The sequence below is a fragment of the Bradyrhizobium sp. USDA 4353 genome, from assembly GCF_054063215.1.
Map to the genome: position 1 here is coordinate 7517985 of NZ_JBSSGB010000001.1, position 15214 is coordinate 7533198.

A 15214-nucleotide genomic window follows, 5' to 3' on the forward strand; every position below is an offset into this window, starting at 1 on the left:
ACAGAAAGGAGCTTCGCTCTCAGCGCTCCTACTCTGGAAGAGCCTTGGACTTCAACGAAGTTCAGCGCCCGGAGACCCCCACCCCCGACCCCTCCCCGCAAGGGGGAGGGGAGCCGACCGCGATCGTGGCGAAGGCTTCGCTTCAAATCAAAATCAGGCGTCGCCTGCCAGCTCACCTCGAACTCTGCCAGCACTACGCCGCCAGCCACCCACCATCCACCGGCAGCACGACGCCGGTCGTGAACGACGCCTCGTCGCTCGCCAGGAACAGCGCCGCCGCCGCAACCTCGTCCGCCTCGCCGAAACGCTTCATCGCGTGCCGCTGGCGCGAGGCGTCGCGCACCGGCTCGGGATCGGCGTGGCGCGCAAAACTCCGGCGCAGCAGCGGCGTGTCGATCGCGCCCGGGGCCAGCGCGTTGACGCGGATGCCGTCGGTCGCAAAGTCGACCGCCATGGTGCGGGTCAAACTTATGATCGCGCCCTTGGCGGCGATATAGGCGCTGTTGCTTTTTCCCCCGGCGACCGCGAGTTGCGACGCGACAGTGATGATCGATCCCGTCTTCTGCGCTTGCATGATCGGCACCGCGACCTTCGCCCACAGCCAGGTGCCGCCGACATTGGCACGGAATACCGCGTCCCAATCGGCCGGATCGGTGGTGACGACGGTGCCGCCACAGGAGAACCCGGCCGCTGTCATCAGCACATCGAGCCGGCCGCGCGCTGCGGCCACGGCTTCAATCGTTGACCTGGCGAACTCGGCATCACCAACGTCGCCGACATGGACGCTGCCATCACCGCCCGCTTCACGCACGAGCGCGAGCGTCTGTTCGGCGCCAGCCGCATCCCGATCCACCACAGCGAGGAACGCGCCCTCGCGCGCGAACATCGCGGCGCTCGCACGGCCGATCCCGGAGCCGCCGCCGGTGATGATGGCGACCTTGTCCTTCAGCCTCATCTCAGTCCCTCCCGTACTGATCGAACCAGCGGCCGAAATGCTCGGCCGAGGCCGCGCAGTCGAACCGCGCGCGCCAGCCGAACTCCTCCGCCAGCCGCGTTGTCGACAGCCGCCCACGAACCGGCGCGAACACCGGAACCGTCGGCGCCTCGCCAGGCTCCGCGAGCCGGCACGTGAAGCTAGCCCGGCCGGTCGCGAAGGCGCGGCCCCACGCCTCGGCGGTGAAGGTCGCCTCGTTGGAGATGTTGTAGAGCGTCTGCTGCGGCTTCTCGGCTTCGAGCAGCAGGCACACGGCATCGGCGACGTCGACGGCGTAGACCCAGTCTTTCTCGCCGGGCTCGTTCAGCAGCGCCGGCCCGTTGCGCGCGCAGCAGGCGGCGATCAGCGCCTGCGGCGACGGCGTATCGCGCACGCCGCCGCCACGCTCGAACGGTCCAAACACCGCCGACAGCCGCACGCTGATGACGTCGGTCTTCCAGAGGTCGGACAGCCGCGCAGCGACGCGCTCGGAGGTGAATTTTGTGATCGCATACAGCGACACCGGCTCGCACGGCGTCGTTTCCTCCAGCACGGCAAAGCGCTGGCCGCTGGCGCCGTAGGATGCGGCGGACGACAGATTGATCACGCGCCGGACACCGCTGCGCCGCGCGGCCTGGAGGATCGGTACCTGCGCCAGCAGATTGACGGCCAGGATGCGCTCGGGATCGGACGCATCGCGTTCGGGACCGGCGGTGATCGCGGCGCCCATGACGACGGCATCGCAGCCAGAGCCGACCGCTGTCGCCACGGCAGCCGCATCGGTCACATCGCCTTTGATCACTTGCAGCCGCTCACCATGAGAAGCGAAGGCGCGTTGCGCGGCACTCGGCAGTCCGGCCGCATCGAAAACGGTGACCTTATGCCCACGTTCAAGCAGTCCTTGCGCGATGTTGAGCCCGACGAAGCCGGCGCCGCCGAAGATCAGGACATGCATGCGATAAGCCTCTCCACAGGGGCCTCATGGTTCGAGACGGCTGCTGACGCAGCCTCCTCACCATGAGGTTATGGCACCCAAGGCGGTCCTGCACACTGACCATGAACACGCCGCGAGGGGTGTTCATGGAGAGGAAAAGCAGCCTGCGCGCCGCGGGCCCTGCTCTCTCGCCTCATCCTGAGGAGGTCGCGAAGCGACCGTCTCGAAGGACGAGGCCCGTGATATCTCCCCATCAGGCTCACAGCAGCGTTGCCCCAAAGTTCTGCTCGGGGTTCATGTCCGCCACCAGCCGTCCCGTCGGCTTCGCCGCCTCGCCGCCGCTGCGCGCCAGGAACTGGCCGGAGCCGGGCTGCACCGAGACCTTGCCGTCATCGACGATGACCCGACCGCGCGACAGCACGGTCACCGGCCAGCCCTGCACGCTGCGGCCGGCGAACGGCGTGTAGCCCGCGAGGTCATGCATGCTTTCATCCGTAATCGTCACGCGCTTGTCCGGATCCCACAGCGCGATGTCAGCATCGGCGCCGATCGCGATCGCGCCCTTGCGCGGATGCAGGTTGTAGATCTTGGCCGGCGCCGTCGACGTCAGCTCGACGAACTTGTTGAGGCCGAGCCGGCCCTTCGACACCATCGCATCGAACAACAGCGGCAGCCGCAGCTCGAGGCCCGGCAGGCCGTTCGCGATCTGCTTGAAGTTCGGGTTGGGACCGGCGCGCAGCTTGCCGGTCTCGTCGAAACGATACGGCGCGTGATCGGACGAGATCGTCTGGAGATCGCCGAGCGACAGCGCCTGCCACAGCGCCTCCTGGTCAGGCGCGCGGCGCGGCGGCGGGCTGCACATCCATTTCGCGCCCTCGATCCCCGGCTTGTCCAAATCGTCGGCGGTCATGAACAGATATTGCGGACAGGTCTCCGCGAACACCTTCAGCCCCTGCCCGCGCGCGTCGCGGATCACCTTGGCGCCTTCGGCGGTCGAGACGTGGAAGATCATGATCGGCTGATCGACCAGCGCCGCCATGCCGATGAGACGATTGAACGCCTCGGCTTCCGAGAAGCGCGCATGGCTGATGGCGTGATATTTCGGCGCGGTGTAACCGCGCGCCAACAGCCGCTTCACCATCCAGGAGATGATGCCGTGGTTCTCGGCATGCGCGCACAGCATCGCGCCGCCCTCGCGCGCGGCGACGAGAATGTCGAGCAGCGGCTCGTCGTCGATCTTGAGCCGGTCGTAGGTCATGAAGATCTTGATCGAGCCGTGGCCCTGCCGGATCAGCGCCGGCAGATCGCGCTCCAAGGTCTCCTTGGTCGGATCGGCGATGATAATGTGGAACGCGTAGTCGATCACCGCGCCCTTGCGCGCCAGCGCGTGATAGTCCTCCAGCACCTGCGGCAGCTGCATACCGACATGCTGCGCGGCGAACGAGATCACGGATGTGGTGCCGCCATACGCCGCGGAGGTCGTCGCGCTCTCGAACGTATCGGCGTTGACGATGCCGGCGGCCGAGAGCTGCTCGATGTGGCAATGGCTGTCGACGCCGCCCGGCAGCACATATTTGCCGCGCGCATCGATCTCGCGCTTCGCCGGCCCGAGGCCGCGACCGATCGCCGCGATGGTCTCGCCGGAGATGGCGACGTCGGCCTCGAACGTATCCGTCGTGGTGGCGACGCGCCCTCCCCGGATCATCAGGTCATAGGCCGGCTCGGTCATCGCGATCTCCTAGTTCTGCCAGATGGAACGGCGTGGACGTGATGAGGCCGCGTCGGCCCGCTTGCGTCCGCGGTGGCATAGTGGTTGCCTGTCGGGCGACGTCAACTCCGAAGAAGCAGGTAACACCCATGTCCCGCCCGCGCATCACCGTGATCAACCCGAACTCCAACCAGGTGGTGACCGACGGCCTCGCGGCGGCGCTCAAGCCGCTGATGTTCGCGGAAGGACCGGAGATCGTCTGCGAGACGCTGAAGGAAGGCCCCTACGGCGTCGAGAGCCAGAAGGACGCCGACAGCGTTGCGCTGCCGCTGCGGCGCTTCGTCGAGGGCGACAATGCGTCGAGCGCCTTCGTCATCGCCTGCTACAGCGATCCCGGTCTGCACGTGTGCCGCGAGGCGACGACGCGGCCCGTGTTGGGCATCGCCGAATGCGGCGTGCTGACCGCGCTCACGCGCGCCGACACGTTCGGCGTGCTCGCCATCGCGCAGCGCTCGATCCGCCGCCACATCCGCTATCTCCGCCAGATGGGGCTGATGGACCGGCTCGCCGCGGAACGTCCGCTGGATATGACGGTCGCGGAGACCGCGTCGGGCGAAGGCACGCTGGCCAAGATGATCACGGTCGGCCGCGCGCTCCGGGACGAAGACGGCGCCGGCGCCATCGTCATGGGCTGCGCCGGCATGGCGCGGCATCGCAAGAATCTGGAGGATGCGCTGGGCATTCCGGTGATCGACCCGACGCAGGCTGCGGTGGCCATGGCGTTGGGTACGGTGGCGTTTGCGGGCTAAGTGACGCGAGCCTTTGACTATGCATTCCCGGGCTTGCCCGACCGACTGCCTCACACTCCGCTGTCGTCCCGGCCTCCGAGCCGGGACCCATAGCCACCGGCCGCAATGAGGCAAGCAACTACCAGCCACGTCCCTCGATAGCTTCCGCGGTATGGGTCCCGGCGTTCGCCGGGACGACACCGGTTCGTGTGGCTACGATCTCGCTGTAACCTCGCCCCGCTTGCGGGGAGAGGTCGGATTGCATCGTTAGATGCAATCCGGGTGAGGGGGGCTCTCCGCACGGTCGGTGGGCGTGGCTGCCCCTCACCCCAACCCTCTCCCCGTAAGAACGGGGAGAGGGAGCGCACTGCGCTCGGCGCAAGGGCGTTTGCCGACAACTGATAGCGCTCTAACGCCTCACTCCGGCGGCACGGCGCCGGTGCGGCTGGTGATCAGGCCGTAATGCTCCACGCGGCGATGCCGCGCGAAGTCGAAGATCGTCTGCTTGCCGAAGCGCGTCGCATCCATATCGCACGGCGCGACCAGCACCTCGTCGCCTTCCGTCACCGCTTCCGCGACGATCTCGCCGTCGGGATTGACGATCAGGCTGCCGCCGATCAGATGATGACCATCTTCCATCCCTGCCTTGGCCACCGCCACCACCCAGCACGAGTTCTGATACGCGCCGGCCTGCGCCGAGAGACGATTGTGGAACAACCGTTGCTGCAGTCCTTCGGCTGACTTCAACGAGTTCACCGACGGCGTGTTGTAGCCGATCAGCACCAGCTCGACGTCCTGCAGGCCCATGACACGATACGTCTCCGGCCAGCGGCGGTCGTTGCAGATCGCCATGCCGATGATCCCTCCGAGATTGCGCCAGACCGGAAAGCCGAGATCGCCCGGCTTGAAATAGCGCTTCTCCAGATGCTGGTGGCTGCGCTCCGGCTCGAACTCCTCGTGGCCGGGCAGATGGACCTTGCGGTACTTGCCGACGACGTTGCTGGCGCGATCGGTGAGAACGGCGGTGTTGTAGTGATGCCCGTCCGGCGTCAGCTCGGCATAGCCGAGATACATCGCGATGCCATGCTGCGCGGCGCGATCGAACAGCGGCTGCACCGCGGCGTTCGGCATCGCCGCCTCGAACCATGTATCGACCTCGGCCTGATCCTCCATGTACCAGCGCGGAAAGAACGTCGTCAGCGCCAGCTCCGGATAGACGATGAGGTCGGCGCCCTTGCGCTTGGCCTCGTCCAGCAGCGCGATCATGCGCGCGACGACCGCCTCTCGGCTGTCAGACCGCTGGATCGGCCCCATCTGAGCGGCCGCGACGTTGATGATGCGCATCATGTAGCTCCACAATCAGTCCGTATATGCGCCCTCTCCCCTTGTGGGAGAGGGCATGTATGACGTCTCGGCAAGTTCGGTTGGGTGAGGGGTCTTTCTCCACGAGCGGCATTCGTCGAAAGAGACCCCTCACCCGACCGAGTGCGCGGATGGGTCGTACATGCCCTCTCCCACAAGGGGAGAGGGCACTATATCTCACAATCGCGAGGATGACCGATTGCGCTCGCGAGTATCGAGAGCAGCGTATCCGCCCAAAATAAAATCACGCCGGCCGATGCAGCACGGGCCGCGTGCGTGAGAACGACGGGCGGCCGCGCTTGAGGCCCCATAGCGGCTGCGCCAAGGTCGCGACGGCTTCGGTCGGACCGCGCGCATCGATGCAGACGAGATCGGCCGGCGCGCCGACCTTCACGCCGTAATCCTCCAGCCGCATCAGCTTGGCCGCATCATGCGTCACCATCTCCAGGCAGCCGGCGAGATGATCCGGGCGCGAGACGTGGCAGACATTGGCGTAGAGATTGGCCATCCGGATCAGCGAGCCGTCGCCATAGGGCGTGAACGGATTGAGCACGTTGTTGGTCGACAGCGAGCAGGTCACGCCCTTGTCGCGCAGCGGCTGCAGCGGCACCACGCCGCGCGGAATCGCATGATCCTGCCGCCGCCCCATCAGGTGCAGGTCCGTCGAAGGCAGCACGGTGACTGCCACGCCGGCATTGGCGAGCTGCACGGCAACCGCGTCGAAGCGCTCCGGCGGCAGCAGCGACAGCTGCGTGACATGGCCGACGGCGACCCGGCCGCCCCAGCCATATTCCTCCGTCTTGCGGCAGACATATTCGATCTGCATGTGATCGAGCGTCTCGGCCAGGTCGAGATGCATGTCGATGTCGACGTCGTGCTCCCTAGCGATCGCGAAGATGCGGTCGATCTGCGCGCGCGGATCGGTGTCGAAATACGGTGCTGCGCCGATGGTCCGCGCGCCGCGGCGCAGGCCCTCGATCAGCAGCTCCTCGGTGCCCGGATAGTTCGTCAGACCTTCCTGCGGAAACACGCAGATCTCGAGATCGAGTGCCCAGGCATAGTCGCGCGCCAGCTCTCGGATCGCCTCGAACGCAGTGAAGCCGATGCCGGGATCGAGCTCGACATGGGTGCGCATCCGCATCGTGCCGTGGCTGACGCAGCGCTCCACGGTCTGCTTCGCCCTGGTGTAGACATCGTCAGCCGTGAAGTTGCGCTTGGCCGCCGCGGTCTCGCGCACAGCCTCCGCCACCGTGCCTTCCCGGATGGTGCAACGATCGAGAATGCAGGTCTTGTCGAGATGGATGTGGGTCTCGATGAAGCCGGGCACGACCAGGCAGTTCTCGGCATCGCGCTCCTCGCCGTCGGCCTGCAGCGCGGCCTCGATCGCCACGATCCGGCCTTTGGAAATTCCGATATCGGCGCGGAGCAGCTCGCTCCTTTGCGCCAGCACCGCGTTGCGAATGATCAGGTCCATGCCGCCTTTGCCGCCGACGAATCCATGTGCGCCAAGCTGGCGGCGCGGCGTCCAAAAGGCAAGCGCCATGCCAGCAGGCTTGGCCGCGCTGCATTGCAAGCCGGCTTCGTCACCATTCGTTTACAAATAGATGGCGCCCGGGACGCTCTTGTTTGCTGCGAAAACACTGCTATATTGGTGCATGGAAAACGTGAACGCTTTTCGCTCAGGCCCGTCGTCAAGGCGGGCCGTTGCCGTTTTGGGGGTCGCTGTCCGATGACTCGCTCGAACCGCACGGATCACATCCGCCTGACCTCGCACCCGGTGCCAGGCGCCAAGCATAATTTCCCGCTCCACTGGGGCGCCGAGACCGCGCGCGAGCGCGGGCCGATCATCGGCACAGTGTCGCGGCCGCAGGACCGCAACGTGATCGGCAGCCATGGCGGCTCCTACACGGTCTACCGCGCGCTCGCGGTGTCCTCCGGCGCGCTCGATCCGATCCGCCGCCCCGATCTCACCAACACCCATCCCGCCGCCACCATCGGCCCGTTCGGCCAGTGGCGCGATCCGGCCAAGATCGTCGCGCTCGATCCCTGGGGCCATCTGGTCGCCGAGAACTTCGGCGGCGAGATCGCCGAGGGCATCGACATCCGCCCCTCCATCGCGGTGACCAAGGCGCGCATCGAGCTGCCGGAGCTGCATGCCGCGCTCGCCGCCAAGCGCCTCGTCCATGACGGCGAGGTCGTGCATGCCAATGGCAGCGTGTCGGTGGTGAAGATCGCGATCGACCCGGTGTGGTACCTGCCCGGCGTCGCCGCGCGCTTCGGCACCAGCGAGACCAACCTGCGCCGCGGCCTGTTCGAGCAGACCGGCGGCATGTATCCGGAGCTGGTGACGCGGCCGGACCTGCAGGTGTTCCTGCCGCCGATCGGCGGCACCACGGTGTATCTGTTCGGCGACGTCACCAAGCTGAATGACTCCAGGACCAAGATCACCTGTCGCGTGCATGACGAGTGCAACGGCTCCGACGTGTTCGGCTCGGACATCTGCACCTGCCGCCCCTATCTGATCCACGGCATCGAGGAATGCGTCGCCGCCGGCCAGAACGGCGGGCTCGGCATCATCGTCTACAACCGCAAGGAAGGCCGCGCGCTCGGCGAGGTGACGAAATTCCTGGTCTACAATGCGCGCAAGCGCCAGGAGGACGGCGACGCGGCGGCGGCCTATTTCGAGCGCACCGAATGCGTTGCCGGCGTGCAGGATGCGCGCTTCCAGCAGCTGATGCCGGACGTCATCCACTGGCTCGGCATCACGCGTATCGACCGCTTCATCTCGATGAGCGACATGAAGCATGATGCGCTGGTGGGACAAGGCGTCGACATCGTCGAGCGCGTGCCGATCCCCGACGAGCTGATCCCGGCCGATGCCCATGTCGAGATCGCGGCGAAGAAGGCCGCCGGCTATTTCTCGCTGGAGCCGCAGAAGCCCGAAGCACTCGGCGACACCGTCGGTCGCCCGCTCGAGAAGTACTGAGCGCAGCGGCCGATCATGACCGACGTCTCCTCTCTCCTGTCCGCCCGCGCTGTCCGCGAGCGGGCGCATCAGATGCTTGCCGTCGGGCTCGATGACAAGCTGCCGCATTTCCGCATCGATCTCGGCAAGCTCGATACCATCGCCGACCTCGTGCGGGATGTGACGAACAAGGCGTATCCGAGCGGCGAGGTGCCGTTTCATTCACGCTGGCGGCACTTCGTAGTCGGCGGCGTCGATCGCTGGGCCGCGATCGCCGCGAGGACGCAGTGGCCGGATGCGGCGGCACGCGCGCGCGCCGAGTTCGATCTCGCCATCACCAGCGTGCTGCTCGACGCCGGGGCCGGCGCCGCCTGGCGCTATCGGGATGCCGTGACCGGCGCGAAGATCGGTCGCTCCGAGGGGCTGGCGCTGGCGAGCCTCGACATGTTCGCGAGCGGCGCGTTCTCGGCCGACGCGCGCGATCCGCTGCGCGCCGATGCGGCGAAGCTGCGAGAGCTCACCGTTGCCGAGCTCGAACGCGGATTCCAGGTGGGACCTGACAATCCGCTGGTCGGGTTGGAGGGCCGGGTCGCGCTGCTGCGTCGGCTCGGCGAAGTGGCCGCCGCAAAGCCGGAGATCTTCGGAACGAAGGACGCTCCGCGTCCGGGCGGCCTGTTCGATCAGCTCGCCGCCGGCGCCGTAGATGGCCACATCGATGCGGCTTCGATCCTGCAGAACGTGCTGCTGCAGCTCGGCCCGATCTGGCCATCACGCTTGACGCTGCAGGGCGTCGCCCTCGGCGACTGCTGGAGGCATGCCTCCCTCGTCACCGACGATGAGACCACCGGTCTCGTCCCGTTGCACAAACTATCGCAATGGCTGAGCTATTCGCTGATCGAACCGCTCCAGCGCGCGGGCCTCGTGGTCGACAACATCGACGGCCTCACCGGCCTCGCCGAATACCGCAACGGCGGCCTGTTCGTCGATGGCGGCGTGCTCGTCCTGCGCGATCCCGCCGATGCCGCGCGCGCCCATGCGGTCGACTCCCCGCTGGTGGTGGAATGGCGCGCGCTCACCGTCGCCCTGCTCGACCGCTTGGCCGCGCTGATCCGCCAGCGTACCGGCCAGACGTCCGAGCAACTGCCGCTCGCCCGCATCCTCGAAGGCGGCACCTGGGCCGCCGGCCGCAAGCTCGCCTTCGCCCGCCGCCCGGACGGCTCGCCGCCGCTCACCATCATCAGCGACGGCACGGTGTTTTAAAGGGTTCGGGCCACGCTGACCGGCCTCGCCGCTCGTCATTGCGAGCGCAGCGAAGCAATCCAGGGGCCAGGAAGAAAGTCTGGATTGCTTCGTCGCTTCGCTCCTCGCAATGACGATGCTGATCAGTTGTCCGTAGGGTGGGCAAAGCGCAGCGTGCCCACCGCTCCGGTCTGAGCTAACATCGCGGTGGGCACGGCGCGTCGCGCCTTTGCCCACCCTACGTGTCGGAGATGAAAACCATGGAAGGCGTCACGGTCGTCGATCACCCGCTGGTGCAGCACAAGCTGACCCTGATCCGCGACAAGTCGATCTCGACCAAGTCGTTTCGCGAGCTCCTCAAGGAGATCGGCATGCTGCTGTGCTACGAGGTCACGCGCGATCTGCCGCTGACCGAGGTCGAGGTCGAGACGCCGCTGGCGCGGATGCAGTCGGCCAAGATCGCCGGCAAGAAGCTGGTGTTCGTGCCGGTGCTGCGCGCCGGCGTCACCTTCGTCGACGGCATGCTCGACCTGGTGCCGACCGCCCGCGTCGCCCATATCGGCCTGTACCGCGAGCCGCAGACCTTCACCGCGGTGGAATACTTCTTTAAGGCCCCCTCCGACCTGCAGGAGCGCCTCGCCGTGGTCGTCACGCCGGTGCTGGCGACCGGCAACAGCGCCGTCGCCGCGGTCGACCGGCTCAAGGAGCGCGGCGCCAAGGACATCCGCATGGTCTGCATGATCGCCGCCCCCGAAGGCGTCGAGCGCGTCCGCGGCCTGCACCCCGACGTCACCTTGTGGACCGCCGCCATCGACGAGGGCCTCGACGACGACGCCTTCATCGTCCCCGGCCTTGGCGACGCCGGCGACCGCGCCTACGGGACGCGCTGAAGCTAATTCCGTAGTTGCAGCGCATCCTTCGAGACGCATCACTTCGCGATGCTTCCCGGGGATGAGGTCGCGTTCGTGTGGCGACTTTTGCCTAAGCCAGCACTGCAATCACCGCCGAGAGAACCATGAGGCCCTGTGCTGCCGATCATCACCTCAATCTGAAGCCATCCATCCACTGCCGATGAAAGCGCGCCTGCTGCTCGACCGTGGAGGGTACCACCGTCTCATCAGCTTCAAAGATGTTGACCATATCCGCCCTCCGGCTCGGCTCACCGAGACGCATCTTGTAGGCCAGGATCGCCGGCCCCATCTCGCGCTGCATTCCCGAGGGATAGACGTTCTGGCTGGCACCGAAGCAGCACAGCAGCGCACCGCGCTTTTCCAACTCCAGCCGCAGCTCGATCATGGCCTCGAAGAAGTCGACGTCGGATTGCGCCGTCTCGACCTCCCCGCCCTGGACGAGCGAGATGCAGTAGATCTCGCGCCCCTCGGTCATGATCTCATCGGCCGTCACGATCGCACGAACGCGCGCGCCATCGGCGAGCAGGACGTCGATCTCTCCTTGGAAATAGCGTTCAGTGCTCATTACGTCCTCAAGCATCGCGATGCCCTTCAGAAGGCAAGCGCTCCGCTGACATACACTGATTTGCCCGACGAGCAGAAGCTGTGGCGTGCGGGCCGCCCAAAATGCGCCGGTGCGGACCACAGCGCTGTGCGCCGAAAGGCCGATTTCGCGTGCAGGTTCAAATACGAGGCCGGCTTCAAGACCTTTCCGCAAAAATAATCTTCTTCCGTAAATCAGAACATTCGGTCTATCCTGCCTCCGTTCCGGTCCGGATGAGGGGCGTACGCGTCGTCACGAGACGTTGGATCGGCAATGCGGTGGACGTCGGAGCATCGGATGCGCTTGCGCGGACGAGCGGTGCTCTGCGGACGGCGAAGTCGCGTGGTTCTGATACCCCGAGGCTGGTATCAAGTCGGCCGGTGTGACGCATCGGACGATGACGGCGGCCAACGAGCCGGGCGCCGGGGAGATCGCGTATAAGCCGTAAACCATCGCGCAGGGAAGGCCGGATGCTCCGGTCCGTACCTGTGGTTCTGCCGCGTGCTTATTTGCTGCACGCGGACCATGGGTGCGATCGGCACCCGGCCTTCCCTGCGCCCTCATTATTCATGAGGGCCAAGACTTCGGCATCACCCGGGCGCACTCCGCCGCGGCAATGATGCGGCTTGCCCGTTGTTTGACAGAGTTCAACCAGATGAAGCGTCGAGGCGCATGCTCAGCCCGCGAACGCGGCCTGCGCCTCCGGGAGCGCCCAGATCTTCTCGATCGCCGCCGCACCTGCCGCCGTGATCGCCGCCTCGTCGCCATGCAGATAGCCCCCGCCGTGGATCAGCAGCCGGCCGTCGACCATCACCTGATCGATATTGGCGCGATTGGCGAGCGCGATCAGGCCACGGCGCGGATCATGCAGCGGCTGTAGATGCGGATGTGTCATGCCGACGATTGTGAGATCGGCGGTGGCGCCCGGCGCGATGATGCCGAGATCGTCGCGCCTGATCATCGCGGCCGCGGTCGCGGTCACCGCATCGATCAGCTCCGGCGCGCTCGCGGTCTCGGCGTTGCCGAGCGCGACCTTCGAGATCAGCGATGCCGCATTGAGCTCGCCGAGCAGGTCCATGTTGTAGCCGTCGGTGCCGACGGCGGTGCGTACGCCATGCGCGGCAAAGCGGCCGAACGCCGCGGTGACGCCGGCGCGCGCGAACACCCGCGGACAGTTCAGCACACCGGCGCCGCGCGCCGCCATCAGCTTCAAATCCACATCGGTGGAGGCATGGCAATGCGCCGCGAGCAGATCGGGCCCGAGCAGGCCGAGCCAGTCGAGATATTCGGCCGGCGTGCGCCCGCCATAGCGTTGCCCGATGGTGGCGACTTCACCCGGACTCTGCGCCATGTGGGTCGTGATGGGAACGTCGAGCTCGCGCGCCCGCGCCGCGGCGGCGCGCAACAGATCAGGTCCGCAGGTGTCGGTCGCATGCGGGCTCATCGCCAGGCGGATGCGTCCGTCACCCTGCCCCTGCCAGCGCTGATGCAGCGCGTTCCAGGTCGCCATGTCGGCCTCGCCGTCATCGCCGGCATAGTGAACGACACCCGAGGCATCCGCCTTGGCGTCCGACGTCGAGAACAGATAGGGCGCGCCGTAGAAGCGCAGCCCCATCTCGAGCGCCGCGTCGAACAGCTCGGGGATGGTGTTGCGAAACGGCTCCATCACCGTGGTCGCGCCGCCCTTCAGCAGTTGCAACACGCCCATGCGGCCGATCGCCAGCCGCTCCTCGACGCTCAGGATCTCCGCCCCGCGCTTGGAGAGCGGCAGCAGCACCGTGTAGACGATGCTCTTGTTGTTGCGGCGGCCGTTACCATCCTCGGTGAGCGTGCGCGCGATCGCCTCGCTGAAGATGTGGTTGTGCAGGTTCAACAGGCCCGGCAGCACGAAGCGGCCGGGCCGGTCGAACACCGCGTCGGCCGAAGGACGGACGCGCGTCACCGCCGCGATGCGCTTGCCTTCGATCAGCACCCAATGGTCGCGCAGCACATGCTGCGCGCCGCCCTTGCGCGTCAGCACGTAGCTCCCGAAGATCGCGGTCGTGCTCATGCGCCCTTGGCTTCCGCCGCCTCATGACGCTGATAGTTTGCCGCGATCTCCGCGCCGGTGCTGATCCAGACATCCTGACACGCCTTGGCGTAGTTCAGGAACTCGCGCAGCAGACGGAAGCGCATCGGCCGACCCGAGACCTGCGGATGCAGCACGGTGGTGACCATCGCGCCCCAGTCGCGGACTTCATCGAGCTCGTCCTTCCACATCGACAGCACGTGCTCCCTAGGGAAGATCGAGCGCGGCGAGAACCGCGCCGACAGGCCGTGCATCCAGTCGTCGTAGCTCGACGTCACCGGGATCTCGATCGTGCCCGGCTTGCCGGAGGCCAAGCGATGGCGATAGGGCCTGACGTCGTCGCGGAACGACGAGGTGTAGACGATGCCCTGGCGCACGAGCGCCACGCGAAGCTCCTCGCAGAACTCACCGAACGGCGCACGGTAGCCGATTGGGCGGACGCCGAGCCGACGCTGCAGCGCGTCGAAACCGCGTTCGACCTCCTCGATGATAAAGGGATCGCCGGGATCGGGCAGCAGATGATGATAGCCGTGATGACCGATCTCGTGGCCGGCCTTCAGCACCGCCTCGGCCATCGCCGGGTGCGCATCGACCGCCCAACCCGTGATGAAGAACGTCGCCTTCAGATCGAGCTCGGCCAGCAGTTCGAGCAGCTTCGGCGTGCCGACGCGGGCCTCGAAACCGCCAAAGCTCATCGTGACAAGGCGCGCGGCATGCGCGGGGTCCTTGGAGGTCCAGGCGCTCTCGGCGTCGATGTCGAACGACAGGAACATCGCCGCCTTGTAGGGCCCGGGCCACGGATACTCGGGCGCCGGCGGCGCCGTGTTGGAGGGAATCAGAGGAATGCTTGCGAGCGCCTTACTGTCCGGCATTGATCATCACCTTCTCGATCGCGTTATCGCCAAGCTTCCATTTCGACAGCAGCGCCTTGTAGCTGCCGTCGGCGATCAGCGCCTCCAGCGCGGCGCGCAGGGATTCGCGCAGCTCCTCCGCCTTCACCGGCGTCGCGAGCCCAGTATATTGGAAGGCGATCGGCGTGCCGACCGGCACGTAGGTGTTGGGCTCGAGGTCCATGATGTAGGGCAAGGTCTCGTTGCCCTGCACGGCGGCGTCGATCCGGCCCTGCTTGAGCTGCGTGCGGGCATCGGCCGAGCCCTCAGTGCCGACGAACTCGATCGGCGTGGCGCCGCAGTTCTTCTCGCTCCAGGCCGCGATGTCCTTCGGAAACATCGTGCGCCTGCTGGCGCCGACCTTCTTGCCGCACAGCGCCGCCGGCTCCTTGAACTCGCTCGCGCGCGAGGCCTGCACAAAGAAGCGGGGGCCGCTGCGCAGATAGTCGATGAAGGTCGCGGTCTCCTGCCGGCTCTTATAGTCGGTCATGCCGGTCAGGATGATGTCGAAGCGCTGCGTGGCGAGGCCCGGCATCAGCTGGTCGAAGCTGGTCTCCTGCCACACCGCCTTGACGCCGAGCTTCTTGGCCAGTGCCTCGCCGAGCTCGACGTCGAATCCCGTCAGCGTCGCGGTCGCCGGGTCCTTGAACTCCATCGGCGGATAGTTCGGCACCACCGCGATGCGCAGGCCGTTCTGCTTGATCTCGGCCGGCAGCTCGGCGGAAACGGCACCGCACACCATCGCCGCGCTCGCGACGGCGGCCAACATGATCGACTTGAAGCTCATCTGATC

13 protein-coding genes are annotated in these 15214 nt (G+C 66.6%); 4 read left to right on the forward strand and 9 right to left on the reverse strand.

Annotation, left to right across the window (positions count from 1 at the left end):
- Positions 1–193: 193 nt before the first annotated feature.
- From ACVILH_RS33840 to hydA, 3 genes are all read right to left on the reverse strand, one after another.
- Positions 194–955 carry an SDR family oxidoreductase gene (locus ACVILH_RS33840; protein WP_456716768.1) on the reverse strand — a complete coding sequence of 254 codons (762 nt, stop codon included), beginning with the start codon at positions 953–955 and terminating at the stop codon, positions 194–196.
- 1 nt (position 956) lies between these two features.
- On the reverse strand, positions 957–1928 hold the full coding sequence (locus ACVILH_RS33845; RefSeq protein WP_456716769.1) for an NAD-dependent epimerase/dehydratase family protein: 972 nt from the start codon (positions 1926–1928) through the stop codon (positions 957–959).
- A 238-nt stretch (positions 1929–2166) separates the two neighbouring features.
- Positions 2167–3636: a dihydropyrimidinase gene (gene hydA, locus ACVILH_RS33850; protein ID WP_456716770.1), complete on the reverse strand. Its 1470-nt coding sequence runs from the start codon at positions 3634–3636 to the stop codon at positions 2167–2169.
- Between the two features lie 128 nt (positions 3637–3764).
- Here hydA and ACVILH_RS33855 point away from each other — a divergent pair, with 128 nt between their 5' ends.
- Entirely contained in the window at positions 3765–4424 is a 660-nt protein-coding gene (locus ACVILH_RS33855) for an aspartate/glutamate racemase family protein (protein WP_456716771.1), read from the forward strand.
- 396 nt (positions 4425–4820) lie between these two features.
- Here ACVILH_RS33855 and ACVILH_RS33860 read toward each other — a convergent pair whose 3' ends face one another.
- Both ACVILH_RS33860 and ACVILH_RS33865 read right to left on the reverse strand, forming a co-directional pair.
- The gene (locus ACVILH_RS33860; RefSeq protein ID WP_456716772.1) at positions 4821–5747 is read right to left on the reverse strand and encodes an N-carbamoyl-D-amino-acid hydrolase; all 927 of its coding nucleotides are present in this window, start codon (positions 5745–5747) and stop codon (positions 4821–4823) included.
- Between the two features lie 262 nt (positions 5748–6009).
- On the reverse strand, positions 6010–7239 hold the full coding sequence (locus ACVILH_RS33865; RefSeq protein WP_456717162.1) for an amidohydrolase family protein: 1230 nt from the start codon (positions 7237–7239) through the stop codon (positions 6010–6012).
- A 255-nt stretch (positions 7240–7494) separates the two neighbouring features.
- On the opposite strand from ACVILH_RS33865, the gene ACVILH_RS33870 reads away from it, so the two are divergent.
- From ACVILH_RS33870 to upp, 3 genes are all read left to right on the forward strand, one after another.
- Complete coding sequence (locus tag ACVILH_RS33870) at positions 7495–8751, forward strand: GTP cyclohydrolase II (RefSeq protein WP_456716773.1); 1257 nt, start codon at positions 7495–7497, stop codon at positions 8749–8751.
- Between the two features lie 15 nt (positions 8752–8766).
- The gene (locus ACVILH_RS33875; RefSeq protein ID WP_456716774.1) at positions 8767–9990 is read left to right on the forward strand and encodes a URC4/urg3 family protein; all 1224 of its coding nucleotides are present in this window, start codon (positions 8767–8769) and stop codon (positions 9988–9990) included.
- A 239-nt stretch (positions 9991–10229) separates the two neighbouring features.
- Positions 10230–10859, forward strand: coding sequence for a uracil phosphoribosyltransferase (upp, locus tag ACVILH_RS33880; protein WP_257169913.1), 630 nt, complete (start codon positions 10230–10232; stop codon positions 10857–10859).
- 148 nt (positions 10860–11007) lie between these two features.
- Here upp and ACVILH_RS33885 read toward each other — a convergent pair whose 3' ends face one another.
- The 4 genes from ACVILH_RS33885 to ACVILH_RS33900 form a co-directional block, all read right to left on the reverse strand.
- A complete protein-coding gene (locus ACVILH_RS33885) occupies positions 11008–11637 on the reverse strand; it encodes a hypothetical protein (RefSeq protein ID WP_456716775.1) in 630 nt (209 codons plus the stop codon).
- A 502-nt stretch (positions 11638–12139) separates the two neighbouring features.
- Positions 12140–13513 carry an amidohydrolase family protein gene (locus ACVILH_RS33890; protein ID WP_456716776.1) on the reverse strand — a complete coding sequence of 458 codons (1374 nt, stop codon included), beginning with the start codon at positions 13511–13513 and terminating at the stop codon, positions 12140–12142.
- Entirely contained in the window at positions 13510–14403 is an 894-nt protein-coding gene (locus tag ACVILH_RS33895; protein WP_456716777.1) for a polysaccharide deacetylase family protein, read from the reverse strand. Before ACVILH_RS33895 ends, ACVILH_RS33890 begins: the two co-directional genes overlap by 4 nt.
- Complete coding sequence (locus ACVILH_RS33900; RefSeq protein ID WP_456716778.1) at positions 14390–15208, reverse strand: ABC transporter substrate-binding protein; 819 nt, start codon at positions 15206–15208, stop codon at positions 14390–14392. The genes ACVILH_RS33895 and ACVILH_RS33900 overlap by 14 nt, the downstream gene beginning before the upstream one ends.
- Between the last annotated feature and the right edge of the window lie 6 nt (positions 15209–15214).